General features: G+C 38.4%; 22 protein-coding genes and 1 pseudogene. 19 read left to right on the plus strand and 4 right to left on the minus strand.

The features are described 5' to 3' along the window. Positions 1 to 341 precede the first annotated feature (341 nt). Positions 342 to 2,267, plus strand: coding sequence for a leucine-rich repeat domain-containing protein (locus MW695_RS01580; RefSeq protein ID WP_247102240.1), 1,926 nt, complete (start codon positions 342 to 344; stop codon positions 2,265 to 2,267). Positions 2,268 to 2,900: 633 nt separating this feature from the next. Beyond that, positions 2,901 to 4,196, plus strand: a complete 1,296-nt coding sequence (locus MW695_RS01585; RefSeq protein WP_247102243.1) for a C40 family peptidase — start codon at positions 2,901 to 2,903, stop codon at positions 4,194 to 4,196. A 781-nt stretch (positions 4,197 to 4,977) separates the two neighbouring features. On the opposite strand, the gene MW695_RS01590 is transcribed toward MW695_RS01585, so the two are convergent. Beyond that, positions 4,978 to 5,889 (minus strand): LCP family glycopolymer transferase, encoded by a 912-nt coding sequence (locus MW695_RS01590; protein WP_247102244.1) that lies wholly within the window; start codon positions 5,887 to 5,889, stop codon positions 4,978 to 4,980. A gap of 182 nt (positions 5,890 to 6,071) precedes the next feature. On the opposite strand from MW695_RS01590, the gene MW695_RS01595 reads away from it, so the two are divergent. The 14 genes from MW695_RS01595 (at position 6,072) to MW695_RS01665 (ending at position 22,575) form a co-directional block, all read left to right on the plus strand. Continuing rightward, entirely contained in the window at positions 6,072 to 6,773 is a 702-nt protein-coding gene (locus MW695_RS01595) for a YveK family protein (protein WP_247102264.1), read from the plus strand. Positions 6,774 to 6,794: 21 nt separating this feature from the next. After that, on the plus strand, positions 6,795 to 7,490 hold the full coding sequence (locus tag MW695_RS01600; RefSeq protein WP_308446057.1) for a CpsD/CapB family tyrosine-protein kinase: 696 nt from the start codon (positions 6,795 to 6,797) through the stop codon (positions 7,488 to 7,490). 92 nt (positions 7,491 to 7,582) lie between these two features. Continuing rightward, positions 7,583 to 8,353: a tyrosine-protein phosphatase gene (locus MW695_RS01605; RefSeq protein ID WP_247102267.1), complete on the plus strand. Its 771-nt coding sequence runs from the start codon at positions 7,583 to 7,585 to the stop codon at positions 8,351 to 8,353. 405 nt (positions 8,354 to 8,758) lie between these two features. Next, positions 8,759 to 10,570: a polysaccharide biosynthesis protein gene (locus MW695_RS01610; RefSeq protein WP_247102278.1), complete on the plus strand. Its 1,812-nt coding sequence runs from the start codon at positions 8,759 to 8,761 to the stop codon at positions 10,568 to 10,570. 156 nt (positions 10,571 to 10,726) lie between these two features. Next, complete coding sequence (locus MW695_RS01615) at positions 10,727 to 11,362, plus strand: sugar transferase (protein WP_247102281.1); 636 nt, start codon at positions 10,727 to 10,729, stop codon at positions 11,360 to 11,362. Then, the gene (locus MW695_RS22850) at positions 11,359 to 13,368 is read left to right on the plus strand and encodes an NAD-dependent epimerase/dehydratase family protein (protein ID WP_306421056.1); all 2,010 of its coding nucleotides are present in this window, start codon (positions 11,359 to 11,361) and stop codon (positions 13,366 to 13,368) included. The genes MW695_RS01615 and MW695_RS22850 overlap by 4 nt, the downstream gene beginning before the upstream one ends. 34 nt (positions 13,369 to 13,402) lie before the next feature. Further along, a complete protein-coding gene (locus tag MW695_RS01630) occupies positions 13,403 to 14,572 on the plus strand; it encodes a glycosyltransferase (RefSeq protein WP_247102284.1) in 1,170 nt (389 codons plus the stop codon). Positions 14,573 to 14,687: 115 nt separating this feature from the next. Beyond that, positions 14,688 to 15,668: an EpsG family protein gene (locus tag MW695_RS01635; RefSeq protein WP_247102286.1), complete on the plus strand. Its 981-nt coding sequence runs from the start codon at positions 14,688 to 14,690 to the stop codon at positions 15,666 to 15,668. A 17-nt stretch (positions 15,669 to 15,685) separates the two neighbouring features. After that, positions 15,686 to 16,579 carry a glycosyltransferase family 2 protein gene (locus MW695_RS01640; protein ID WP_247102295.1) on the plus strand — a complete coding sequence of 298 codons (894 nt, stop codon included), beginning with the start codon at positions 15,686 to 15,688 and terminating at the stop codon, positions 16,577 to 16,579. A gap of 32 nt (positions 16,580 to 16,611) precedes the next feature. After that, the gene (locus MW695_RS01645; RefSeq protein ID WP_247102311.1) at positions 16,612 to 17,832 is read left to right on the plus strand and encodes a polysaccharide pyruvyl transferase family protein; all 1,221 of its coding nucleotides are present in this window, start codon (positions 16,612 to 16,614) and stop codon (positions 17,830 to 17,832) included. 46 nt (positions 17,833 to 17,878) lie between these two features. After that, positions 17,879 to 19,336 carry a lipopolysaccharide biosynthesis protein gene (locus tag MW695_RS01650; protein ID WP_247102314.1) on the plus strand — a complete coding sequence of 486 codons (1,458 nt, stop codon included), beginning with the start codon at positions 17,879 to 17,881 and terminating at the stop codon, positions 19,334 to 19,336. A 38-nt stretch (positions 19,337 to 19,374) separates the two neighbouring features. Next, on the plus strand, positions 19,375 to 20,385 hold the full coding sequence (locus MW695_RS01655) for an NAD-dependent epimerase (RefSeq protein ID WP_308446058.1): 1,011 nt from the start codon (positions 19,375 to 19,377) through the stop codon (positions 20,383 to 20,385). Positions 20,386 to 20,495: 110 nt separating this feature from the next. Then, positions 20,496 to 21,383, plus strand: a complete 888-nt coding sequence (gene galU / locus MW695_RS01660) for a UTP--glucose-1-phosphate uridylyltransferase GalU (RefSeq protein WP_247102317.1) — start codon at positions 20,496 to 20,498, stop codon at positions 21,381 to 21,383. A 25-nt stretch (positions 21,384 to 21,408) separates the two neighbouring features. Beyond that, positions 21,409 to 22,575 carry a nucleotide sugar dehydrogenase gene (locus MW695_RS01665; RefSeq protein ID WP_247102323.1) on the plus strand — a complete coding sequence of 389 codons (1,167 nt, stop codon included), beginning with the start codon at positions 21,409 to 21,411 and terminating at the stop codon, positions 22,573 to 22,575. A 148-nt stretch (positions 22,576 to 22,723) separates the two neighbouring features. On the opposite strand, the gene MW695_RS01670 is transcribed toward MW695_RS01665, so the two are convergent. Continuing rightward, positions 22,724 to 23,242 (minus strand): YfiT family bacillithiol transferase, encoded by a 519-nt coding sequence (locus MW695_RS01670; RefSeq protein WP_247102324.1) that lies wholly within the window; start codon positions 23,240 to 23,242, stop codon positions 22,724 to 22,726. A 211-nt stretch (positions 23,243 to 23,453) separates the two neighbouring features. On the opposite strand from MW695_RS01670, the pseudogene MW695_RS01675 reads away from it, so the two are divergent. The 3 genes and pseudogenes from MW695_RS01675 to MW695_RS01685 all read left to right on the plus strand — a co-directional run bounded on the left by MW695_RS01675 (position 23,454) and on the right by MW695_RS01685 (position 25,792). After that, positions 23,454 to 24,249: pseudogene (locus MW695_RS01675) on the plus strand (Rpn family recombination-promoting nuclease/putative transposase). A 453-nt stretch (positions 24,250 to 24,702) separates the two neighbouring features. Beyond that, positions 24,703 to 25,437 carry a plasmid pRiA4b ORF-3 family protein gene (locus tag MW695_RS01680; RefSeq protein WP_247102326.1) on the plus strand — a complete coding sequence of 245 codons (735 nt, stop codon included), beginning with the start codon at positions 24,703 to 24,705 and terminating at the stop codon, positions 25,435 to 25,437. Between the two features lie 106 nt (positions 25,438 to 25,543). Further along, positions 25,544 to 25,792, plus strand: coding sequence for a hypothetical protein (locus MW695_RS01685; RefSeq protein WP_247102329.1), 249 nt, complete (start codon positions 25,544 to 25,546; stop codon positions 25,790 to 25,792). 55 nt (positions 25,793 to 25,847) lie between these two features. Here MW695_RS01685 and MW695_RS01690 read toward each other — a convergent pair whose 3' ends face one another. After that, positions 25,848 to 26,336 (minus strand): competence protein ComK, encoded by a 489-nt coding sequence (locus MW695_RS01690; RefSeq protein WP_247102331.1) that lies wholly within the window; start codon positions 26,334 to 26,336, stop codon positions 25,848 to 25,850. 122 nt (positions 26,337 to 26,458) lie between these two features. After that, the gene (locus MW695_RS01695) at positions 26,459 to 26,734 is read right to left on the minus strand and encodes a helix-turn-helix domain-containing protein (protein WP_247102332.1); all 276 of its coding nucleotides are present in this window, start codon (positions 26,732 to 26,734) and stop codon (positions 26,459 to 26,461) included. Positions 26,735 to 26,979: the final 245 nt, after the last annotated feature.

The raw sequence follows: 26,979 nt of genomic DNA on the forward strand, positions 1-26,979 counted from the left end.
CATAATCTTCTGACAAAAAAAGTCTAGTATAGAGTGTTCAAAATGTTCACATCGTACTGCGTCTTGTGGTCAAAGAATCCCATTAGGGTTGATGCCATGATCATGAGAAGGCTAATGATTTGTTTCGAAGAAGTGGTTTAGTAAATTTAATGAAGTGAGACTATTCCAATCTAAAGTCTTACTTTTTTAATAAAAGTGACCAAATATAGTTAAAAAATGACTATTAAATGTGTAATCTTTTGTCATTCAATAGTATAATTGGAAGAGTAACATTTGAGGATACTAAATTAGTTAGATATTTACTTTTTTAGTATGGTTGAAATAAATTAGGAGGAGTTCAAATGCGTATGAAAAAAACCTTAGCAATGTTATTAATTTGGACATGGGTATTTTCGTTTTATCAGGTGTCATTATCGAATGTGGCCGTAGCAGAAGAGGAGGAAGTTGGGCTTAATTTTTCTTATGAAGCAGGAATAGATTATTTGACTCTCCATTTTGAACCACTTTATACATTAGATAATAATCATACACTTTCTTTAATAATGAATGGTGAAAAATGGGAGACTTGGTCAGAGAATCCTGAGACATATGAGGTTTTAGGGCTCGAGTCTGATACCGCATATGAGTTAGAAGTACGAGAGCTTGATGGTGAAGGTAACATTGTGTCCACGACGGGGGAGGCAACCACAACCACTTTAATGGAACAGGTACATATTGAAGATCAGAGCTTATTACTAGCAATTCAAGATGAGAATGAAATAGAGAATGATTACGTTCTTGAACGAATGTATGCTTATGCGCAATATCAATATGATCGTGCGGCTCTCATTGTGTGGAGTTATCCCGATGACCTGTTCGATGTGGACTATTATGAAATATATCTCGATGGGGAACTTTTTACGAGTGTCGAAGCAGACCCTTCACGAGAGTGTTGCTATTATTATTATTTTGTTGAAGACCTTGAACCAGAGACTAGCTATGAAATCGAGATTGCCGCTTTTTTTGACGGAGAACGACGTATGGGCGATGCTATTTTTACGATTGCGACGGTAGCAGAACCGACTGGGGATCCAGTATCATTTGCTGATGATTCACTAGAGCAAATGATTCGTGACCAACTTCATTTACATTATCGTGACGTGTACCCACCCGATATGGAGGTCATTTATAGCATTCTTATTGATGCTACCGTGACAAGTATAGAGGGGCTACAATTTGCGATAAATCTAAATAATGTGTACATCGATGGCAATGAAACACTTGATTTAGATTGGTTTAGTGATTTTCAATTTTTAACGCAGGTATCAATCAATAATCGTCATTTAACTAGTGTTGATTATGATGCGCTAAAATCGATATCGAATTTACGGCAATTATCATTAACGAATGTCGGGCTGCAAGATGTATCTCAGCTAGAACAGTTCTCAGAATATTTAAGCCATTTAACAATTGATGATAATGCAATCGAAGACCTTTCAATACTCGCTTATTTTGAAGAGTTGAGGGAACTCTCATTTTCGAGGAACCTTGTCGTAAATATTGATTTTTTACTTGAATTAGAAGAGTTGTATAGCGTAAATGTTAGTGGGAATCCGCTTTCTAATTCGGCCACGACGGTGCTTGCCGAATTAGAAAGTCGTGGTGTGAACGTGATAAAAGATCCACCCTTTGCTCCATCTATTGAACCGACGGAAGTCACAGAAACAACGGCAACATTTGACCTAACCCCATGGAACGAAGACGGTTTAGCTGCTAACTATATGATCTATGTCAATAACGAGCTCGTTGCGACGCTTGATGGCTCTGAAACATCCTATACAATCACAGGCTTACAAGGTGGCCGAGAATATATGATTTCTATTGAACGGATAACAATCGACGGTGATCGTTATCAAGATCAAATTGAGGTGTTTACACTTATAGTCGCATACCCTCCAGAAGGTGATAACAAAGACTTAGATGAAGGGTCATCAGATCGAGCTAACCCTCCTATATCGGATCCTGATAAAGAGCTACCAGAACCGAAGCCAGAACCGAAGCCAGAACCGAAGCCAGAACCGAAGCCAGAACCGAAGCCAGAACCAAAGCCAGAACCAAAGCCAGGTCATGAGGAAGAGGAATCTTCTGATGGTTCAAAAGGATATGAAGAAGTTGGTAGTCTACCAGCGACAGCAACCAACTTCTACAATTTCTTAATTATCGGTATTCTCATACTTGTCAGTGGATTTATTCTGACACATCGAATGCATATAAGTACGAAAGAATAGTTGTGTGAACGCCAACGTAAGCGGAAATTTGCTTGCGCTGGCGTTTTTGCTGATGAATCTTATATTTGTGATAATGAGATAATTAATTGGTCTTTGGTGTGAGAGCATATTCTGTCAAAATCTATAGTTAACATATGAAATATCGCATATATCTGATTGTTCGGTCTCTACTTTTAAAGATACCCACCTATCACTAATCTCTTTCCTCCTCACTCCCCCTCAATCAACTCATACGCTCATTATTTCGCTATCGCGACTCTCCCTAACAAAATAGTCAAAAAAGCCTACAATCGCCTCCTAGAAGCTTCTAAACGCAAGGTTCAATATATCGAATCAGTCAAATGACTCAATAACGAACATCAAAAACTATATTAGGGTATTATAGACTATATAACGAACGCTTGAAAATAAGCCATCACATCACAATAATAGACTTATAGACACGCGACTTTAGACTCATTTTTAACTAAAAAATAAACCTTAATAACCGAAAAACCGAGTTTCTTCTATTATAATAGTGTTTATGTAATCGTTTTCAACAATAAAAATAATGATGGAAAGAATTGAAAGATAACTATAAAATGAAATTATTAGACTTATATACTAGTAGTGTACAAGGAGGAAAATACTAGAATGAATAAGACATTGAAACGAGTTGTCATTTCTTCCGCATTTGCGACTGGACTTTTGATCACCACGCCACAGGTTGCAGATGCTGCTTTAGGTGATCAGACGCTACGTAAAGGTATGACCGATCCGGACGTCAAGGACTTACAAGATGCGTTGAAGAAGAAAGGGTTCTTCAACTACGACCAGTCTACCGGCTACTACGGCACGATTACAAATGAAGCGGTACGCAAATTCCAGAAGGAGCATAACCTTCAAGTGGATGGTATTGCGGGTCCGCAAACGTTAAACAAGCTACTAGAATTAATGGACGGGGAAGTAGCACCACCAACGTCATCGAACACAAATACACAATCATCAAGTCCAACGCAATCAGCATCGTCATCACTTGCGAATTATTCATCGCTCATCCGCCAAGGGCAAAGCGGGAAGCATGTCGAGCAGCTACAGAAGATTCTAAAGGAGCAAGGTTATTTTCGCACAGATGTAACAGGATACTTTGGGCGTGTGACAGAGGCAGCGGTAAGAGATTTTCAGCGTGATATGAATATTAAGGTTGATGGGATCGTTGGACCACAAACGATTGGAAAGCTATTAAATGAGAACAAAACAGAAGTGAAGGAGCCTGAATACAAGCCGTCACTACCTCAAGAAACGTCAAAGCTCGACACATCGAAAGTTTACCGTGTCGGAAGCACAGGACAAGCTGTCACAGAGCTACAATCACAGCTTCGCTCAGTGGGTGTCTTCAACCAAGATCCAACAGGCTATTATGGTGAAATCACTGCAACGTCAGTACGTAGCTTCCAGCGTCTACACAATTTGAAGGTCGACGGAATCGCCGGTCCACAAACGTTATCGAAGCTAAAGGAAGTCTCGACGAATAAGAACAATAATTCTAATTCGAATGCGTCTAATGGGAACAACTCATCATCGAATTCCTCAGCTTTTGTAACGAATGTTGTCGCAGATGCAGCGACTTTAATTGGGGTTCCATACGTTTGGGGCGGAACAACAACGAATGGCTTTGATTGCAGTGGATTCGTTCAATATGTATTCAACAAGCAAGGTGTATCGATTCCAAGAACTGTAGCTTTGCAATGGAATGCCGGTAAGTCTGTTTCAGAACCAGCTGTTGGTGATATCGTATTCTTCGATACAACAGGTGGCCCATCTCATAACGGAATCTATATTGGAAACAATCAGTTCGTACATAGTGGATCATCGACAGGTGTCACGATTGCGAATTTAAACAATAACTATTGGAGTCAGCGTTACCTTGGAGCGAAACGCCTCCACTAAGATACGTTGGAAGACATTGAAAAGAACCTGTTTTCAATGTCTTTTTTCATTTAGATTCAGAGCACAAAGGAGAGATCAATCAGGCCCATTGAACGCTTCCCCCAACCTCAGAACATGAGCAAGCCCTCAACACAATCACAGCGCGCGATCCAAAGGGAATCGCCATGCCGCTATTAGCGAAAAAATAGTGAAAAAATGGAAAGAGCGTCATCCACATTCCGCAAATACTCCGATTCTCTAGCTAATAACCGCAAAAATGCTGAAATAGAGGAATGAGGATGCCTCTTCGCCTCGCAAAAGCTGTATATGGAGGAAATAGAGGAACGAGGAACCGTTCCACAGCCCGCGTTGCCTGTCCCACCCTGCTTTGTCCCTCCGCGCTACCGCACTGATTCGCAGATTCACCCCTGCCTCACACTGCTGTTCGCTCCGCCACCCAACCTCCTCCGCGCTGCTTCATGTCCTCCCCCACTGTGTCCTTCTCCTCCTCCAAGGCTCATCCTCTTTCACAAATTCCCTCTCACTGACAGTTTCATACTTCATTCGACAAATCCATCACTTTACACAATGTCGCACTCCCTTAACAAACTCCATTCACAAGATCGAACTAAATAATAGGAAGAAACTAGGTCTAAAAAGAACAAAATTCATACAAATGAATGAAGTAAGCACATACACGGTCTATGATATAAGCGCTATGCATAGTGAAAACAGCTTTCGACAGTCATGACGAAAAAAGAACACTCACCCCAACAGGAGCAAGTGCACGCTTCACCATTATTTAATCCAACTCCAAATGCTCTCGTAGTTCACCACTAACACGTGCTACTTCTTCATCAGGGACTTGGAAATAATAAATGCCATCAATCGTCGTACCACTACCTGAAATTTGCATCTGCTCGACTGTGTGCCTAGCATCACGATAGTTCGATTGAACCTTCCACATTTCATCTAACGACAAATCGGTGCGCACTGAACCACCGACCACATTCAGGATTTCGCCAACTCTTGTAATCGAGCCAATATGTGCTGCTTCTTGAATCATAGACTCGACAATTTGACGCTGGCGATCATTTCGGCCGAAATCGCCACGGGGATCTTCATATCTCATTCGTGAGTACGCCAATGCTTGTTCACCATCGAGGTAGATTTCACCTTCATTGAACGTATGTCCACTTTGCGTGAAAGAGAAATCATTATCGACCGTTACCCCACCAACAGCATCGACTAAACCTTTGAATCCTTCCATATTAATGCTCACATAATGATCAACTGGAATGTCCAAGAAGTTCTCCACTGTGTCCATCGACATTTCGACACCACCGTAGGAATAGGCATGGTTAATCTTCTCAATCGTGCCACGTCCGATAATTTCGGTACGTGTATCACGCGGGATGCTTACCATCTTAATCGATCGCTGATTCGGATTGACGGTCATGACGATAATCGTATCAGAACGTCCGGCATGTGTCTCACCGCGCGAATCGACACCAGTGATTAAAAACGACAAAGGCTCCTGATTCTCAATATCGACAGCATTCTCTCTTCGTTCTGTCGTCCGTTCAATCGGTTGATGAATTTCACTCGCTGTGTCACTCACTGATTTGTACAAATAGAAGCCATAAGCCACAACTGCTAAAAATAATACGCCAAATATGATCCCAATAGAAATCAATATTTTCTTCTTTGTCATTCGTTTAAACGCCCTTCTCTAGTGTATTAGACTCATTTTCCAAAAAAAGTAGCTAGATTACTCATTCATTATAAATTATAGTAATAATAAGATTCAACAAAATTTTCATGAACAGAAATTGACAATCTATGATATAATCCTCATAGCAATTGTGACTAATCGTAGGAGGTTTCAAATTCGAAATGGAAGAAACAATTAGTTTAAAGGATATTATGCTAACGATCAAAAAGCATTTGCGTCTGATCATCCTGATTCCGATCGTCGCTGTCGTCGTTAGCGCTTTAGCAAGCTACTTACTATTAACCCCTATCTTTCAAAGCTCTACACAAATTCTCGTGAACCAAACGAACGGTGATCAACAAATAAGTCAAAATGAAATCCGGACAAATATTGAAATTATTAACACATATACAGAAATTATTCGGGAGCCGATTATTTTAGATAAAGTGATTGAAGAAGCAAGCTTAACAGAATCGGTCAGTCAATTAAGAGGTATGATTAGTGTAAACCCGCAAAACAATTCTCAAATCGTGCGGATTTCAGTTGAGCATGAACAACCAGTACAAGCCGCCCTTATTGCCAATACGGTAGCGGAAGTGTTTCAGCGTGAAATTATTGAAATTATGAATGTCGATAATGTTCATATTCTTTCCCATGCTGAAGTCGGTGATTCACCATCACCTGTCGCACCGAATCCAACGTTAAATATGGCGATTGCCTTTGTCGTAGGCTTAATGGCAGCGGTCGGTGTAGCCTTCTTACTAGAATATTTAGATACGACTGTCAAAACGGAAAAAGACGTTGAAGACTTGACCGAGCTTCCGATTCTCGGAATTGTTTCAAATATGGATAACATGATGTCGAAAAAAAGTAAGATCAATTAGTCGATAAAGGAGAACGATCAAGTGGCACGTACGAATAGACCGAACAAAGTGAACAATGAACGGAATTTAATCGCAGATACGGATAAGCGCTCACCAGTTGCTGAGCAATACCGAACGATTCGCACGAACATTGAATTCTCTGCGGTGGATGAAGAGCTGAGAACGATTGCAGTCACATCATCAGGGCCTGGAGAAGGAAAGTCAACAACAACAGCTAACTTAGCCATCGTCATGGCTCAAAATGGTAGTAGAGTGTTACTAATCGACGCTGACTTACGTAAGCCGACGATGCACTATACGTTCAAGACGATTAATAGTCGAGGTCTGACGAATGTGTTGACGAAGCAGGACGAGCTAGACGAAGCCTGTCAGCAGACGAAGATTGAGAATTTAACGATTCTCACGTCAGGGCCGATTCCGCCGAACCCATCAGAATTGTTGAATTCGAAAATGATGGAAATTACGCTACGCCAAGCAACCGAAATGTTTGATGTCGTGCTCTTAGATACACCACCTGTTATGGCTGTTGCTGATCCGCAAATTATTGCAAGTAAAGTGAACGGAACGATTATTGTCACATCTAGCGGAAAGACAGATAAGGAACAATTAACAAGGACGAAAGACCTGTTAATGAAGGCGAAGGCAAGGCTTTTAGGCGTTGTTCTGAACAACAAAGAAGTGAACGAAGGACAATATTACTATTACGCCAACCAATAATTTGATAGTGGCGCATTCTATGTTACGATTAATTTGTTTTTTACAAAACATTTAAGAGAAATTAAAAAAAATGAGAGAAAGAAGGTGTTAAGATGATTGATATTCACTGTCATATATTGCCTGGGGTTGATGACGGCGCAAAGACGATCGCTGAAAGCATCGAACTAGCGAAGCAAGCTCAACAAGAAGGAATCACGACCATTGTGGCAACTCCGCATCATCATCACCCTTCCTTCTCAAATGCTGGGCATTCGGTAATAGAAGCGGTTGAAGAGTTGAATGAGGCTCTGAAGGAACATGATATTCCAGTCAATATCCTTCCAGCACAAGAAATCCGTATCCATGGAGAGATGATCGGTCATTTTGAGACAGGTGATCTATTAACCTATGGTGGACATCAGCAGTATCTTCTAGTTGAATTTCCGTCGAGTCAAGTACCACGTTATACAAAACAATTATTCTATGAATTGCGAATGCAAGAATATATTCCAATTATTGCTCATCCCGAGCGTAACAAAGTGTTTATCGAAAAGCCTGACATGCTCTATGAATTTGTGAAGGATGGAGCATTAACACAAGTGACGACATCGAGTTTGACGGGGCACTTTGGCAAGAATATTAAGAAATTCTCTGAACAGCTAATGGAGTTTAATTTAACGCATTTTATTGCATCTGATGCACATAACCTTACAGAGAGAACGTTTAGAATGACCGAGGCACTGAATGAGGCTGAGAAGCTATTTGGCTATGAATATGTGATGCAATTAAAAGAGAACGCTGAGCTACTTATTGAAGGTCAGTTTGTTTATGCGGAGCCACCAGAGAGAATTCGTACACGTAAGAAATGGTTAGGGATATTCTAGTGTGCGATAAGCATAATGATACTTTGGCAATGTCTCCTTGCCGATATCGATGGGGATACTCGATCATGCTGTGGGTGAGAGCCTTAGACACAAACGTTGTCAGTGGTTTGATGTGAGGGTGGGTTAGATGCCCATTTTTATTTAATATGTTAGGATGCATAACATTCACAGCAATCACGGTTGGTGGCTGCTGCTATCGTTACATGCATGTCTGAAAGAGCAACCTTTCAAAGGAATCTTAAGCACCTGTAACGGCTACACGACACAACTAAGAAAGCCTTAAGTGAGTCCTCTTTGCTTTGGAAAAGAATATTGACTTAAGGCTTTATGATGTATAAGACAACTCTTTTAATGATAATGGCTTTAGTGGGATACAATCTAATTTTGGAAAGAAAGGTGAAAGGAATGACATATCGAAAACGGGTGGCATTTCTCATGTTCGTCGACTCGATCATCGTCATAACGGCGATTTTTATTAGTAACTTTATTTTGGCACCGACGGGAAATCCATTTACGTCGTTCTTGTTTGTGAGCTCGATCACGTTGTTAGTCGGTCATCATCTATTTGCCTATTACTTCAAGCTATATAAGAAGGTTTGGCAATACGCTAGTGTTTCAGAGCTGCTAGGTATTGCGAAGGCTGTGACGATTACAATTGCTCTAACAGGTGTCGTGCAGCTCGTCTTCTTTCAAGCGATCTCCTTACGTACACTCGCCATTACATGGATGATGCATATCCTCCTTATCGGTGGCTCGCGCTTCTCGTGGCGCTTATTTCGAGATCAATATATTAAGCCGAACATTGATAAGAAGAAGACGCTTATCATTGGTGCGGGTGCAGGTGGAACGATGGTCGCAAGGCAGCTCCAGCAAAGCCAAGAGTCAGATCTACGTCCGGTAGCGTTCATTGATGATGATTTAGCGAAACAAAATCTAGAAATTCTCGACTTGCCTGTCGTCGGCGGAATTTCTGAAATCGAGCGTGTTGTCAATCGTGAGCGAATTGAACAAATTATTATCGCCATTCCCTCTCTTTCACGAGAAAAGATTAACAATATCTTCAATGAGTGCTCGAAGACAAAGGCGAAGACGCAAATTCTTCCGCGCATTGAGGATATTATGTCCGGTAAGGTATCTGTTAGTCAGTTCAGAGACGTCGAGGTTGAGGATTTACTCGGTCGTGAGCCTGTCGATTTAGATATCGACGGAATTGAGAAATATATTAAGGGCAATACCATTCTCGTGACTGGTGCCGGTGGTTCGATTGGTTCAGAGGTTTGTCGCCAAATTGCCAAATTCTCACCAAAAGAGCTAGTGCTACTCGGACACGGTGAAAATAGCATCTATGCCATTGAAATGGAACTGAAGAGAAATGTTCCTCATCTGAATGTTTCAACAGAAATCGCCGACATTCAAGACCGTGAGAAAATCTTCTCGATCATGAAGACGAGAAAGCCCAGAGTTGTCTTCCATGCCGCTGCTCATAAGCATGTTCCATTAATGGAACGAAACCCAGAGGAAGCGGTGAAGAACAACGTCATCGGGACTCGCAATGTTGCAGAAGCCGCAAGTGTAGCGAAGGTTAACACATTCGTGATGATTTCTACAGACAAAGCGGTCAATCCAACGAGCGTGATGGGCGCAACGAAACGAATTGCCGAAATGATCATTCAGCATATGGATATGGTCAGTAACACACGCTTTGTTGCGGTCCGATTCGGAAATGTATTAGGAAGCCGTGGAAGTGTCATCCCACTCTTCAAGGAGCAAATCCAAGCAGGTGGGCCTGTCACCGTTACTGATCCGAAAATGGTGCGTTATTTCATGACGATCCCAGAAGCGTCTCGTCTCGTCTTACAGGCAGGCGCATTAGCAGAGGGTGGAGAGGTGTTTGTCCTTGATATGGGTGAGCCAGTCAAAATCGTCGACCTCGCCCGAAACTTAATTAAGCTATCAGGCTACACGGAGGATGAGATTCCAATCGTCTTCACAGGTATGAGACCTGGGGAGAAGATGTTTGAGGAGCTATTAAGTGACGATGAGGTTCATAGTGAGCAGGTGTATCCGAAGATTTATCGCGGAAAGACGCCACCTGTGAATATTAATGTGACGTTTGATTTGGTGGAACGATTCCAAGACGAAGAGCGCGAATGCTTACGGAAAGAGCTGTTGGATATTGCGAATTTCAGAGTGAGTGAGTTAAAGGAATTAGTCTAGGACATTATGAGGATTTAAGTCAGCTTAACGTGTTGTTACAATCAATCCGTAGCTGACTTATTTTATTGAAATCAGAGATTGGTTGATCAGTAGTTATTTGATAATAGAATGAAATAAGTACTAATTAACTAAGAAGTAGGAGCGTGTTGTTTTCCCATGTATATGAAATGTAAGAGGCTAGTAGATATCGTCTTGTCACTGATCGGAATGATTCTCCTTTCACCGATCTTTCTTATTCTCATTATCGCAATCAAAGCCGAATCAAAAGGGCCAGTTCTCTTTAAACAAAAGCGTGTAGGCATACACAAAGTATACTTTCACATTTTGAAATTCCGCACGATGAGAATAGATACGCCAAAGGATACCCCAACCCATATGCTGGACAATCCAGATCAATACATTACGAAGGTCGGGAAATTCCTGCGAAAAACGTCGCTAGACGAGCTTCCGCAAATTTGGAACATCTTTGTCGGGCATATGAGCATTATTGGCCCACGTCCTGCTCTTTGGAATCAATATGACCTCATTGCAGAACGAGACAAGTACGGTGCTAATGATGTACCTCCTGGATTAACAGGCTGGGCACAAATTAACGGTCGAGATGAGCTTCTGATTGATGTGAAAGCCCAGCTTGATGGGGAGTATGTAGGGAAAATTGGGATAAAAATGGATGTGAAATGCTTCTTCGGTACAATTGTGAGTGTCTTCAAAAGCGATGGAGTCGTCGAAGGTGGAACAGGCGCACGACCAAACAATGAAGCTCATAGGCAAAAGGAGAGAGCTTCAGAATGAAAAAGGTGCTAATCACAGGCTCCAGTAGTTATGTAGGCAAGAGCTTTCAGGAATGGATTGAACAGGGTGACTATGATTATTCCATAGACACTATTAGTGTAAGAGACGACTCATGGCAAGAGACGGACTTCTCACGATACGATACGGTTTTGCATTTAGCAGGAATCGCTCATGTTTCTTCTGATCCAAAGCAAGAGGAGCTATACTACCGAGTTAATCGAGACTTAACGATTGAAGTAGCGAAAAAAGCGAAAAACGATGGGGTCAAGCAATTTATATTCATGAGCAGTATTATTGTCTACGGTGACAGTAGCCGTGAAGCGAGAGTCATTGATGAACATACGATTCCAACACCGAGCAATTTCTACGGGAATAGTAAGCTACAAGCAGAAGAAGGGATCAAGCCACTTTCGAGTGAGGATTTCAAAGTCGTAATTATTCGACCGCCGATGATTTATGGAAAAGGATCGAAGGGCAACTATCCGAAGCTAGCGAAAGCAGCACGTCTGCTGCCGATCTTCCCGAATATTGATAACCAGCGCAGCATGCTTCATGTGGACAATCTTTCTGAGTTCATTCGCTTAATGATTGAGAATGAAGAGGAAGGGTTGTTTTTTCCGCAAAATGAGGAATATGTGAAAACGAGTGAAATGGTTCGGTTGATTGGGGACGTGCATGGGAAGAAAGTGCGATTAGTTTCTATATTTAACTTTATACTGAAGCTTTTTATTAATAGAGTAGGGATATTGAATAAGGTGTTTGGGAATTTGGTGTATAGTGAAGAATTGAGTCTTTATGATAAAAGTGACTATCAAATAAATCATTTAAGAAAATCAATAGAAGAAACAGAAGTAAATGGAGCATCCGAGATGAACATAGACGTATTGATTATGAGTGATAATTCTCTTGAGACTGTTGGTGGCGAACAGGAATCCACAAAAATCATTATTAACGGAGTAAAAGATTCATTCCATATAAGTGTGATACAACCAGGGCAAATAAGTAAGCCAGTTTATGGAGTAGACTATCATATTATTACGAAAAAAACGAGAATTAAACATTTGATCAAAAACCCAATAGCGTTTTTGCTCTATATAGCAAAAGTAAGAAATTATATTAATAAAAAAAGACCTGCTGTCATTCATACACAAGCACAGGTTAGTTTTTTCATTGTAGCTCTCTTAAAAAAGCTAAAGTTAATTCCTAAAAGGATTCGAATTGTGCATACGGAACGAGGGTTATTTACAAAATATAATAATTTTTTTAAGCGAATATTTTATTCTTTTATAAAAGAACTTGATGTTTTAGTAACAACTACGACATTTAATATGAAGCATTGGAAAGAAGCCATTCAAAATAAAGGTATACAGGTTGAATTTAAAGTGATAGAGAATACAGCCGGAGAATTATTTGAAATATATGATCCTAAATTAGTAAAAGAAAGTAATGACACGATAGTAATTGGATTTGCTGGACGTTATTGCGATTGGAAGAATTGGCCATTAGCAGTAGAAATTTCGAAAGAATTAAATGAAAAATTAGGAGAAAAGCTACAAGTTAAGATGGCTGTAGGTTGCTTAGATGAGGCATCAAGGTTAGATACTGAAAAAATGTTTGAAGCGATGAAAGAAATGATTGGAGAAAGGTTTGAAGGGAAGATCAATATTGACCTAAAAGAAATGGACAAGTTCTACTACGATATTGATTTCTTTGTTTTAACCTCGAACTATAACACAGAGTCGTTCGGACGAACATTAGTTGAAGCGATGAGTAGAGGAACGGTTGTTTTGACTACTGATTCGGGTGGTTCAGTAGAGGTTGTGGGTGATGATGATTATGTTTGTAAGGGTGTAAATGATTTTGTTGAAAGAATTTATACGATCTTTTTAGATCAAAATTTAATGAAAGATCAAAAGATTAGCAATTTAAAGTATGTAAATGAAAAATATTCTTTAAATAATAACGTTAATAAACATAATACACTTTACTCAAATTTAGCTGAGTAATTTAGAATAAAATGAAGTTTGGAGCGAGCGGAATATGAAAGTAGTATTTGCGCATGACCATATATTTAAAAAAGATAGTGAAGGGAATTTATTTACTACTGGCAGTTTTAATAATGTCGTCTGGAAAAGATATATTCAGCATTTTGATAGTATTGTTGTTACTGCAAGGTTGGATAATAGAGTTATAGATACTCAAAAAAAATATAATAATTTCGATTTACAATCAGCATCGTTTGTTGAAATACCAACCTTAAGTGGACCAATAGCTCAATTTAGAAATAGAATTAGTGCAAAAGATAAATTAAGCAAGGCTATAAAAGAATCAGATGCAGTAATAGCAAGGCTGCCAAGTGAAATAGGAAACCTAGCTATCACTATTGCTAAAGAAATGAATAAACCGTATGCTGTTGAAATTGTTGCTTGTGTCTGGGACGCACTATGGAATTATGGTAAATTGCAAGCAAAAATTTATGCTCCAATTGCTATGTATAAAATGAAAAAAAATGTAAAGAACGCTCCTAGAGCGATATATGTTACTAATACATTTTTACAGAGTAGATACCCGTGCAATGGTTTAACTGAAAATATATCTAATGTTGAAATTAAGGAAATAAAAGAAGAAAACTTGTCAGCTCGTATAAAAAAAATAGATCAAAATAACAAGAAAATTAAAATAGGCATGATCGGCAATTTGAACAATAGGATCAAGGGTTGGGATATAGCCCTAAAAGCTTTAAGTTTGATAAAACAAAATGGTTTAGATTTTGAATTTAAAATATTAGGTGATGGTGAAACAGAGCAATGGAGAAGGTTTGCTGAGGAATTGAACATTGAGGAGGACATCCATTTTTGTGGTGTACTTCCAGGAGGTGAGCCTGTCTTAAGTTGGTTAGATGAAATTGATATATATATTCAGCCAAGTTTTCAAGAAGGGTTACCAAGAGCTGTAATTGAAGCTATGAGCAGAGCTTGCCCCGTTGTAGGCTCAAGTGCTGGAGGTATTAGAGAGTTAATTGATAATTCTTGTATTCATAAGGCTGGGGATTATACAGGACTATCTAAGAAGATATTAAGTATTATTGGTGATCCAAATCAATTAAAAGCGATTGCTCTAAGAAACTTTGAAGAAGCAAAATACTATAAGAAAGATACTCTTGACTATAGACGAAATATCTTTTGGAAAGAATTTATTAAATCTATATAAGGTAATGAAATATGATTAATATGGAAGTGGATAGATGTTATTTTATATACTGTTAGTAATAGTAGTAAGTATTTGTACAGAACTTTCTGTTAAAGTACGAAGCAGGTTTCTTACAGTGACTTATGCTTTGTTAGCTATTTTTATACCCTCTTTTTTCTTTGCAGTTAGATATGGAATAGGAACAGATTATTACAGTTATATTAGAAACTATGAACTGATAAGAAGTGGTAATGAAACTCGCATGGAATGGGGATATGAATATCTAAATAAAATAGTAGCAAGTTTAGGTGGAGACATAGAAATAGTATTTTTTATAATAGGTTTACTTATGATGCTATTCATATACCTCACTTTAAAAAATTACTGTCATGTGATAAGTCCGGGAATTGGAATGTTTGTTTTTATGCTACTATATTACCAAATGTCATTTAATACTGTGAGGCAAGCGGTCACAATGGCAATTGTTTTGTATAGCATTAGGTTTATTAAGGATAGAAAATTAATCAAGTTTACCTTGTTAATCGTTTTAGCATCAGGGTTCCATAATTCTGCATTATTGTTTCTCCCCATATATTTTATATACGCTTTAATTGGGAAAAAAAATAGAACATTATCTAGAATTCTGATATATACTGTTACTGCTATTATTGTTTTAAGTTTAGATAGAATATTGATTCCGATACTTGGGGCAGTGCCAGAATTAGATTATTATATAAAATATTTAGAGGAAGAATCTACGACTGAAGGTATAGGTTTTTTAGTAAGGAGTCTTCCGTTCTTATTTATAGGTTTCTATGTGTATAAGTATATAGGAGAAAGAGATAGGAGTTTTATTTTATACTTTTCAATCTTTATTATAGGAATGCTATTGAATTTTTCAAGGTTTGTAGGTGCAGATTTTATTAGTAGAATATCTCTAAATTTTGAAGTAGCACAAGTTTTATTAATTCCTTATTTCTTTAGGTGCTTAAACAATAGAGGGGAATTCCTTCTGAGTTGGGCTTTGTTTTGTTATTTAATTTTCCATTGGTGGTATGTATTTTTCTATATTGGTAGTCATGGAACGTATCCATATGAATGGATATTTAATAAATAGTTTAAGAGGTGTGAAAAATGGGAGATACCCCTTTTTTTAGTGTTGTTATTCCCACATATAATCGTGAGAGCCTATTGAAAGAAGCGATTAAAAGTGTTTTAAATCAGACTTTTCAAAATTTTGAGGTGTTAGTAGTTGACGATGGATCAACTGATAAAACATTAGAAATTATCGATGATTTTCATGATGATAGAATAAAAAAATTAAGGAATAATAGAGTAAAAGGAGGGGGAGGAGCGAGGAATACAGGTATTTATAAGGCAACTGGTAAATGGGTTGCTTTTCTAGATGATGATGACGTATGGCTTGAAGAAAAACTAGAACTTCAATATAAACAAATCATGTGTTTAAGTGAAAAATATGTCATTGTTTATACTGGATATGAAAAATATGATTTTGATAATAATAAAGTCGAAAGAAAAATATTGCCGCAAAAAAAAGGTGATATATATTATGATTTATTATATAAAAATTACATTGGTACCTTTAGTACAGTAGCTATAAAAAGAGAGCCACTATTAAGCATAGGGGGATTAGATGAATCGTTAGAAGCAAGGCAGGATTTAGACCTATATGTTAGATTGGCAGATAAATACTCTGTTGATTATATTAATAAATCATTAGTTAGATATAGATACTCTAATACAGATAGAATTACACTAAATACTAAAAAAAGATTACAAGGGAACAAAAAGTTCCATGAGAAGTACATTGAACCAGATAATAATATCTCTTTTAAACTAAAGCTTTGTTCTAATGGAAGAATATTTGCCTTTGCGGTATTAGAGAAGCAATGGAGGTTGGCCATAAGACAATTGCTTCCTGCTATGTTGCTATTATTTGTGGATTTTCGTTATTTCTTGTCTATAAATAAGATTATTTTAACCACAAACAAAAAAGTAAAACGTTAAATTAAAACTAAGTCAGGTGAAAGGAATTTAAAATGGATAAATATGTGTTAATAACAGGTGGAGAGCTTTTTAACAAAGGTGCGCAATCGATGACTTTTGTGACAGTTAATGAAATTAGCAAAAGGTTTCCTGATGCTAAGATTGTCTTATTATCTAGTAAAGACTATCTCAGAGAAAAGGATGAAAAAGAAAAATATAAATTTGAAATTTTACCTATAAATTCGGGGTTAGCGTTTCAGTTAATGGGTGGCGTTTACAAGCAATTATGGAATGTAAATTCTATAGTACGTAAAAAAGACGACTATAGTGAGTACATACCTAAACTAAAAATGATATTAAAAAATTCAATTGCTATGGTTGATATTAGTGGGTATGCTTTATCCTCACAATTTGGTAACGGTAGTTCAATTGGATATTTATCAAGAATTTTACTTGCGAAGAAATACAATATAGATGTATATCTTATGCCACAATCTTTTGGTCCTTTTAAATATAAAGGAATTGAACGATTTTTTATTAATCATTTGATGAATAAAACAATGAATTATCCAAAGGTGATATATGCCAGAGAATCTGAGGGGTATGACTTGTTAAAAAATGATTTAAACTTATCAAAGGTTAAGAAAACTTATGATTTAGTACTAATGAATAAAGGTATTAACTTAAATAATATTTATAGAGAAGTACCTGTAGTATCTAATTATGATGGTATTGATGGAGTTGCAATTGTTCCTAATATGAAAAATTTTAGACATGGTAATAAATTGAAAGTTTTATCAATGTATGATGCTATTATAAAAAAATTAACCGATGCGGGGAAAAAAATTTATTTAGTAAGACATTCGTATGAGGATATTGAAGCTTGTGAAATGATTAAGGAGAGATGTAAAGGTAACGACCAAGTCATACTGCTAACGGATGATATGAGTTGTTTAGAGTTTGATAGTCTTGTAAAGCGTTTTGAATTTATTATTGGGTCAAGGTTTCATTCGATTGTGCATGCTTACAAAAATGCTATACCTTGTATAGCATTAGGTTGGGCCACAAAATATCATGAATTATTAAAAATATTTAAACAAGATAGGTTTATATTTGATGTAAGAAATGACCTTAATGAACATGTAATTGTAGAAGCTGTGGAAGTACTTTTAAAACAGCATAACAATGAAGTAACAATTATCAATCAATCATTAAAATCAGTACAAAGGGAAGATATTTACAATTCTCTTGAAGGTTCTAAACTTGAGAAATAAATGATAATAAGTACAGTAAAAAAATATTTTTAAGAAGTGATAATCGTTGAATAACTCATTAAAAAGTAAAGCTGTAAAAGGTATAAAATGGACAAGCATAAATACTGTTTTTAACTCGTTTAGTTATCCGGTATATCAGGTTATACTTGCATTGTTATTAATCCCACATGAATTTGCTTATATAGCAATTATAAGTCTATTTGTTACTCTCTCTGTAATGATAAATAACTTAGGTGTTGGAGAAGCTGTTATACAAAAAGATAATGTGACTTCTAACCAATTGTCATCCCTATTCTATTTTAGCGTCATTGCTTCTTTGATCCTTGCTAGTCTAATGTATTTGTTGACCCCTTTTATTGAAAGTTATTACTCTCTTGATAATTTAGAAACAATTTTAAAATTTGTAATTATAACTATTGTTTTGAATGGCTCTACAAGTTTATTTAGAGTATGTCTGCAAAAAAACCTTTTATTTAAAGAGTATTCATTAATACAAATTTCGAAGTTAGCAACAGATATGGTGGTTACTGTAATATTTATATTGTTAGGTCATGGTGTTTTTGGATATGTGTATGGTACGGTTATATCTACTGCTCTAAATGCTATTTTATTAACAATTTTTGCTTTAAAGAGAACAGAAATGAAAATTTTACTACATTTTAGTCTTAAAGATGTAATGCCATTTTTAAACTTTGGAATTTCTATTTCTTTGAAAAAGATTTTAACTGAAGTTAGTCATCGTATTGATGAAGTATTAATTGGTGGTATGTTAACTCCAGAAATTCTAGGTGTTTACTTCTTTGGGAAGAATCTAATTATGCATTTGCGTATATTGATTACTAATACATTTGGACAAGTGCTGTTTCCAGTATTCTCGAAAATTAAATCGGATATAGTAAAGATGAAAGAAGTATATAATAAAGTTTCATATTTTGTTGCAATGATTGCATTTCCAATTTTTGTAGGAGTCGCTTTAACAGCCCATCTATTTATACCAATTATTTTTGGAGATGAATGGATTGGAAGTGTTAGTGTAATAAGAGTTTTGTCATTAGCCATGATCTTCCTTGTATTAACAGCGAATATAGCTACCTCATTGCTGTATTCAGTTAATAAACCAGGATTAGTGCTTATTCTCGATATAATAACCACTGTAATATATATTGTTAGCCTAGTACTATGGGGTGAGAATGGACTTTTAGTGATATTATCACTATATTCACTATATATAATTATGAAGACAATTTTGTTACAATATTTTGTAAGTAAAGAATTGAGTTATAGTATTTTCCATTACGTATTTCAAATGAATAAACTAGTAGTATCGACTATTATTATGTCTATAGTTATCCTTGGAATACAAACGTTATTGACCTCAAATAGTCAATTACTACAATTAATAATTTCTGTAATATCTGGTGTGATAACCTATATTATAATTCAACTAATTATTGACAGGCGAAATAGCAAGTTGTTACTTAATATGCTTTTAAAGAAGGTATAAAGATGGTATTTAAATGTTAGTGTAAGGGTGTGTGAAGTGTGAATGTTCTTATCACAGGTGCAATCGGTTTTATAGGAATGCATGTTATAAAAAAAATTATAAAAGAGCAGTACAAAGTTATAGGTATTGACAACCTAAACGACTACTACGATGTCCAACTAAAAAAAGACCGTCTAAAAGAACTAAACACATATGGAAATTTCACATTTTACGAAGAAGACTTAGCTGATCGTGAAGCTCTAAATCATTGTTTCGAAAAAGAAAACATCGACATCGTCATCAACCTCGCCGCTCAAGCCGGCGTTCGCTACAGTCTTGAAAACCCACATGCTTACGTTGATTCGAATGTCGTAGGCTTTGTGAACATTCTAGAAGCATGCCGTCATCATAAGGTGAAGCATTTAATCTATGCTTCTTCTAGCTCTGTCTACGGGGCGAATGTGAAGATGCCGTTTTCGACTTCTGATGAGGTGAATCATCCTGTTAGCTTGTATGCGGCGACGAAGAAGTCGAATGAGCTAATGGCTCATACGTATAGCCATTTGTATAACATCCCGACGACTGGACTTCGCTTCTTCACGGTATATGGTCCATGGGGGCGTCCGGATATGGCGTATTTCTCATTTACGAAGAACATTGTCGAAGGTAAGACGATTAAAGTGTTTAACAATGGTGAGATGATGCGTGATTTCACGTATATTGATGATATCGTTGATGGGATTGTGCGCTTGCTTGATAAGCCACCAAAGGCTGATCCGAATTGGAATCGTGAGGAGCCGAATGCGAGCTCTAGCTATGCGCCGTATAAGGTGTACAACATTGGGAACAATCAGCCTGTGAAGCTTATGGACTTCATTGAGACGTTAGAGAAGCATCTTGGAATTGAGGCGAAGAAGGAATTTCTGCCAATGCAGCCTGGTGATGTGAAGGCGACGTATGCGGATATTGATGAGCTTCAGAATGATACAGGCTTCAAGCCATCTACGACTATTGACGAAGGTCTAAAGAAGTTTGTTGAATGGTACAAAGACTATTATAATGTGAAGTAACTAATAGCCCCTTTTCTATTATGAAGGGCACTGAAGAAGTTTGATTTATGAACTTTTTTGGTGCCCTCCTATTATGAAGAGGGGCATTATTACAGATAGGAGTGTGTGGTATGAAAGTTCGTAAAGCGATTATTCCAGCTGCGGGATTAGGTACTCGTTTTTTACCAGCAACGAAGGCACAGCCGAAGGAAATGCTCCCGATTGTCGATAAGCCGACAATCCAGTATATTGTAGAAGAAGCGATCGCATCAGGTATTGAGGACATTATTATCGTCAGTGGCCGAAGCAAGCGGGCGATTGAGGATCATTTTGATAAATCGTATGAGCTAGAAGAGACGTTGTTGAAGAAAGGGAAGATGGCTTTACTGGATGAAGTGACGTCGATTTCAAACATGGCGAATATCCATTACATTCGTCAAAAGGAAGCGTTAGGCCTTGGTCATGCGATTGCATGTGCGAAGTCATTTATCGGTGATGAGCCGTTTGCTGTGCTGCTAGGGGATGATATCGTTCAATCGGAGAAGCCGTGCCTGCAGCAGCTGATGGAGGTGTTTGATCGTTATCAATCGTCTGTCGTTGGGGTTCAGCCTGTTGCTAAGCAGGATGTATCGAAATACGGGATTATTGCTCCGAAGGGACAGGAGGTTGAGTCAGGTGTCATTCATACGCAATCGTTAGTCGAGAAGCCGAAGCCAGAGGAGGCGCCTTCTCAATATGCGATTATGGGTCGTTATGTACTACGACCTGAAATCTTTGATATTCTTGAAACGTTACCACCTGGTGCAGGTGGAGAGATTCAATTAACGGATGCGATTAATACGTTAACAGAAGAGCAAGCGGTTCTTGCTTATCACTTTGCTGGCGTGCGTTATGATGTAGGTGATAAGTTTGGCTTCTTGAAGGCGACGTTGGACTTTGCCTTACAGCGTGAGGATTTACGTGATGATGTGAGACGTTATTTAGCTGAGACGTTAGAGAATGAAGCGGTGAACAAGTAAATAGATGAAGGAAGTGGAAACGAAGATGAAAATTACGATTGCTGGTACTGGATACGTGGGTCTCTCAAATGCCGTGCTACTTGCTCAGCATAATGAGGTTGTGGCACTTGATATTGTCCAAGAAAAGGTTGATATGATTAACAACCGTCGTTCGCCGATTGTTGATCAGGAGATTGAGGATTTTCTTGCGACGAAGGAGTTAAACTTAACGGCGACGACGAACAATGAAGAAGCGATTCAAGGTGCGGACTTTGTCTTGATCTCAACGCCAACGAACTATGATCCGGATCAAAATTATTTCGATACGAGTACGGTCGAGACGGTCATTCAAAACGTGTTGGCGGTTAATCAGGATGCGGTGATGGTCATTAAATCAACGGTTCCTGTTGGTTATACAGAGTCTGTCAGAGAGAAGTTCCAGACAGAGAATATTATCTTCTCACCTGAATTTCTACGTGAGGGTAAGGCGCTTTATGACAACTTATATCCTTCTCGTATTGTCGTTGGTGAACGCTCTGAGCGTGCTGAGACGTTCGCGAATCTATTAGTTGAGGGTGCGATTAAAGAGGGTATTGATGTTCTTTTTACCGATTCAACCGAAGCAGAGGCGATTAAGCTCTTTGCCAATACATACTTAGCGATGCGTGTCGCGTTCTTTAATGAACTCGATTCGTATGCGGAAGTAAGAGGTCTGAATACTCAGCAAATCATTGATGGTGTCGGTCTTGATCCGAGAATTGGGACGCACTATAACAATCCTTCGTTCGGCTATGGCGGCTACTGCTTACCAAAGGATACGAAGCAGCTACTTGCGAACTATGAGGACGTACCGAATAACATTATGGCAGCCATTGTTGATGCGAACCGGACACGTAAGGATCATGTCGCTGAGATGATTCTAAATCGTAAGCCAAAGGTCGTCGGTATTTACCGTCTGACAATGAAGATGGATTCCGATAACTTCAGACAATCAGCGATCCAAGGCGTCATGAAGCGCATTAAGGCGAAGGGTGTCGACGTTGTCGTGTATGAGCCGTCGTTCCCTGAGGATGAATTTTATAATTCGAAGGTGTACAGTGACTTTGACGCATTTAAGGATGTTTGTGATGTGATCGTGGCGAATCGTCTGTCCGATGAGCTGAAGGAAGTAGAGGAAAAGGTGTATACGAGAGATTTGTATGCGCGGGATTGATTTTGTTCTTAAGCTGAGGGAATAGAGCACCCCTCAGCTTTTTGAATTTTATTATCAGAATTTTCTGCTATTAATGGAGTTTTATTTGAACTGACTCGTTTCAGAGTGATTGGATTCTCTCCTCACAGTAGACTTACCTAGATTAAGTCTACCAACCTAAGCGCTGACGAAGTGAAGTTATATGTGCCACATGATGACGTCCGTGCCAAGCATAGATTCCGATATTTTTGCTCAGCTTCACAGCGCCTGTCTCAGGGTGATGGAAAGTTCTATCTAGCTCCTCCGGTGTCAGTGATCGCAACAAATACCCCCATCGATGGTGCAGTGATTCGATCAGATTTAAGGAAACGTCGATTGTTAAGTCTGAATCAGGAAGCTCTGCCCATTTTCCTTCATCGTATAATGCAATTGTTGGATGGTTCTCAGTGAGGGCTAACTTAAACCGCATGTAGCTATTAAGGTGGCTGTCAGCAATATGGTGGACGACTTGGCGAACAGTCCATCCACCAGGCCTGTATATTGTATCTAATTGCTTGTCATCTAAATCTTTCACGGTTGCGTTTAATTCAATTGGAAGGTCTTCAATCTCCTGTATCCATTTTTCTAATACATCAGCTGTAGGATCACCTTCAAATTGAAACGTTCCAATAGGATAACGTAAGTCCATCTAAATCACTCCTTTTCTCATGAGTTTTTAATATGAATCTATTTTATCACGAAAGGTCTTAATTGATAGGGGGAGGAGATTGATAATTGACTGACGAGCCATTAATCAAAGATTCTATTTGACTGAAAGAAATTCTCTATGTTCGCCTAGCCCATTACCATCATTTGTTATACAATTTAATAGAACATACGTTTCTTATAGGGGTGATAAAATGATAGATCATGACCGATTATTTAAAGAAGTGCTAACGACCTTTTTTGAAGAGTTTATACTGCTGTTCTACCCCAAGTGTATGAAGCTGTTCGTTTTGACGATGTCCGCTTTCTCTCCGAGGAGCTCTACACAGATGTCACTGTTGGAGAGAAATACCGCGTTGACCTGTTAGTTGAGACGACGTTGAAGGAAGAGAAAGCTCTCACCTTAATTCACATGTAGAAACAATTCAATGAACGGATGTTTATTTATTTCAGCCGCTTGTACGAGAAATACCGCCGCCCGATTCTCCCGATTGCCCTTTTCACCTACGAGATGAACCGCACGGAACCAATATCCTTCAATTTCAATTCTTAAAACTAGAACTGCGAAAAGAGAACTGGCGTGATTATATTCGCGCAGAGAATCCCGTCGCAGCGGCTTTTTTAGCAAAGATGGGGTATACTAAAGAGGAGAGAATACAAGTAAAGAAGGAATTTCTACGCATGTTAGTTAGAATGGGAATCGACGAAGCGAAGCAAACACTCCTCACAGGATTTTTCGAAACATACTTACCACTAACCGAAGCCGAAGAAACTCAACTTATAAATGAGGTGAAACAAATGAACAAGAAGGAAGGAGATAAGATCATGGAAGTGATGGTGTCGTATGAGCGGTGAGGGTTAGAGAAAGGAATGGAGAGGGGAATAGAGAAAGGCAAACTAGAAATGGTACGGAATCTACTACGGGAGGGCGTGGATGTTAATATGGTCGTGCGTGTGTCGGAGTTGTCGGGGATGTTGTTGAGAGGCTAGTATCAGAGATTGAAAGGGAGTCGTGAAAATAGAATGAGTAGAGGAACGAGGGAGCGCATGGTTCAGAAAGGGAATCCTCATTCCGCTAAAGCGAGGAAATCATAGGAGACAACATAGAAATGTACTCGACGTTCCGTTAATAGGAGGGAAAGTGCATGAAATGTAGCGGAAAAGAAGAAATAAAGGAACGAGGGGAACGTAAAGGCTGGAAATCGGGTGGGATGGGAGAAATAGCGGAAAGAGGAACCGCATAGAAGGAAAGGTCAAACAAACAAGCTCGATTTGCACTTGCAGGAATGATCAACGAAAGAAAAAGATGGATGTGAACTACTTCACCGAGAAGTTCTTAATGTTAAAATTGGCGATAGAAGCGAAGAGATTAAGACTGAACATACTAGATTAAAATGATTGAGTATAGCTCGAACAACAACTCCAAAAAAGGATGATGTCAAATTGAAATCATATATCATAAAAATCGAACTAGACGGATCGGACCCTCTAATATGGCGTAGAGTGATTATGCCAGCAGGAGCAACATTTAAAAGGCTTCATGATGTTATTCAGAATGTGACTAATTTCCAGAGCGGCTATCCAAATTTGGATTATCATCTGTATGAATTCCATCTTCCAGAGCAGAACAAAATCGTCACAAATAATGAAGAGGCTTACCTTGAACATCAGCACTATAAAAAGAATAAAGCAATGTATGAGCAGCGGCTAAAAGAGATATCATCAGATATACTGAAATTTGAGAAGCGTCACCAGGAAAGGTTAAAAGTTGAAGTTCGTAAACCTACGGGATTAAAGATCGATGATTATGTTGAGAAGCATACTGAAATTAGATATAGCTATGACTTAGGTGATGATTGGCATTTTATCATTAAGCTTGAGGAAACGGTGGATGACTATTATTTTGGATTTCCGACACTCCTTGATGGTGCAGAAACCGCACCGCCTGAAGATGTCGGCGGGATTTATCGGTTTTATGAGTTTCAGGAGGCTTATCAAGACCCGAAGCATCCCGAACATGAGGATATGAGAGCATGGGCGGAAGGGATGGATTATAGAGAATTTGACCCTGACTGGATTAATGAGAGGTTGAAAGCGATTAGTTATAAAAAGACCGAGTGGGACAAGGTTAACCACGAAAGGTATATCGTGATTGAAGATAAGTATAGGAAGAGATGAATGTATGATTTCGTGCAGTATCCTAAAATGATAGTTGAAAAGGGGAAAGTTCAATGAAGTATTCAGAAATAGAGTACATAAGCTACTGAAAGCCAAGGACTTAAGCTTGGAAGAACAAATAAAGGCTATCATCTTAAACTTTATCAGAACGATTCATCTTAATAATCAAAACTTTATTGATACTTCCTATAAATCAGAGTTTTTCGGCGAACTGCCGATGACTTTCCTAAAACATGAAGGTCAAGTGAAGGGACTGATTACTGTAAAAGTGAATGGAGAAGTAAGGAAGTTTGTATTCAATGATCAGGGTTACGAAGAGATAGAATTATTGCTACAGCTCATTGAAGAAAAATAGTAACAATCACGTTGGCCTATTAGATTGCTCTCTCATTTGTGCCATACACACTTCATTATCTGAATGTCCGTTCGATTAACCGATCTGAAAACCGCACGATACAATACGACGTCCGCTGCATTTGTTTTTCAAGTGTCGCATAGGAAATCGGTAAGGTCAGCTCTTTGTAGTTATGGAATGTAACCATAGATTCGTTGACTTTGTTTGGGTGGCGATGAATCGATTTAATGTGATAGTAGAAGATCCATGCACATTCGTATAGCTTCGGTGAGTGGGTCGGAAAGGCATAAATGTGATCGAGTGGATGAATGGGGATCGGGATTTTGTGTTGAATGCCTGTCTTGTGAATGACAGCTGCTCGTCGCCCCTCATAATCAGCTCCTCCTTCTAGGCATGCCTCTTTAATTAATGAAAGCATCGATTGTTTCACATGGAGGATGTCATTTCGCTCCCAAACGATTGTGTCACATTCGATGTGATGGGCAGGTAGTAGGGCAATCGTGTCTTGTGTGATTTCGTAATCGTTTACAATGGATGGGGTCATTGGAATGGCTCCTTTTTGAGTGGGTTGGTTTGTAGTGGTGTTTGAAAGTGGGGTTTTATAAGGAAGTAGAGTCGTGCAGATTGTTCGGATTAGCGCATCCTTTTTGGATGGTGAATGAAGTGCTAATCCGATCGATGGATATTCATCGTAGGGTATACTCGATTGTATGCATCGTTTGTTAGCTCATGTGGGTGTGAGAGGTCTAGGCCCTTGGCAAGTTTTGCTTGCATGAAGCTGGTCATACTTGTTTTGCCTCGTTCAATATTCGAGAGATGATTGCGACTTATATTGGCATACTCTGCTAACTCTTCAAGGGTGAAGCCACGTTCTGTTCGTAGTAGGCGAACGCGTTGACCAATATGGCGTTCGAGCTTCTCCTTAAATGGATCCTTTCCCATATGGTTGTCTTCCTTTTTTTCACCATTATGCAGTCGCTAGAAGGGAGTCACCATACATTATAGTGGATGTTGTGCCTAATACGAATACAGTTATTACTATCGATATTTCCATATGTCGTTTAATAAAAGGATTGGGGAATTTAAGCTTCCTGTTGACAATTGTGGGAAGTGGTTTTAAAATAGGAAACAAGTAAGCGTTATCATATAAAAAATGAGGTACGAACCTCATTTTTATATGTGACTAT

The organism is Halalkalibacter sp. APA_J-10(15) (assembly GCF_023017105.1).
Lineage (GTDB): Bacteria > Bacillota > Bacilli > Bacillales > Bacillaceae_D > Halalkalibacter.

Bases quoted from the DNA above. Each gene is read 5' to 3' on its own strand.
- MW695_RS01580 (WP_247102240.1), top strand. From the start codon at position 342: ATGCGTATGAAAAAAACCTTAGCAATGTTATTAATTTGGACATGGGTA.
- MW695_RS01585 (WP_247102243.1), top strand. From the start codon at position 2,901: ATGAATAAGACATTGAAACGAGTTGTCATTTCTTCCGCATTTGCGACT.
- MW695_RS01590 (WP_247102244.1), bottom strand. From the start codon at position 5,889: ATGACAAAGAAGAAAATATTGATTTCTATTGGGATCATATTTGGCGTA.
- MW695_RS01595 (WP_247102264.1), top strand. From the start codon at position 6,072: ATGGAAGAAACAATTAGTTTAAAGGATATTATGCTAACGATCAAAAAG.
- MW695_RS01605 (WP_247102267.1), top strand. From the start codon at position 7,583: ATGATTGATATTCACTGTCATATATTGCCTGGGGTTGATGACGGCGCA.
- MW695_RS01610 (WP_247102278.1), top strand. From the start codon at position 8,759: ATGACATATCGAAAACGGGTGGCATTTCTCATGTTCGTCGACTCGATC.
- MW695_RS01615 (WP_247102281.1), top strand. From the start codon at position 10,727: ATGTATATGAAATGTAAGAGGCTAGTAGATATCGTCTTGTCACTGATC.
- MW695_RS22850 (WP_306421056.1), top strand. From the start codon at position 11,359: ATGAAAAAGGTGCTAATCACAGGCTCCAGTAGTTATGTAGGCAAGAGC.
- MW695_RS01630 (WP_247102284.1), top strand. From the start codon at position 13,403: ATGAAAGTAGTATTTGCGCATGACCATATATTTAAAAAAGATAGTGAA.
- MW695_RS01640 (WP_247102295.1), top strand. From the start codon at position 15,686: ATGGGAGATACCCCTTTTTTTAGTGTTGTTATTCCCACATATAATCGT.
- MW695_RS01645 (WP_247102311.1), top strand. From the start codon at position 16,612: ATGGATAAATATGTGTTAATAACAGGTGGAGAGCTTTTTAACAAAGGT.
- galU (WP_247102317.1), top strand. From the start codon at position 20,496: ATGAAAGTTCGTAAAGCGATTATTCCAGCTGCGGGATTAGGTACTCGT.
- MW695_RS01665 (WP_247102323.1), top strand. From the start codon at position 21,409: ATGAAAATTACGATTGCTGGTACTGGATACGTGGGTCTCTCAAATGCC.
- MW695_RS01670 (WP_247102324.1), bottom strand. From the start codon at position 23,242: ATGGACTTACGTTATCCTATTGGAACGTTTCAATTTGAAGGTGATCCT.
- MW695_RS01690 (WP_247102331.1), bottom strand. From the start codon at position 26,336: ATGACCCCATCCATTGTAAACGATTACGAAATCACACAAGACACGATT.
- MW695_RS01695 (WP_247102332.1), bottom strand. From the start codon at position 26,734: ATGGGAAAGGATCCATTTAAGGAGAAGCTCGAACGCCATATTGGTCAA.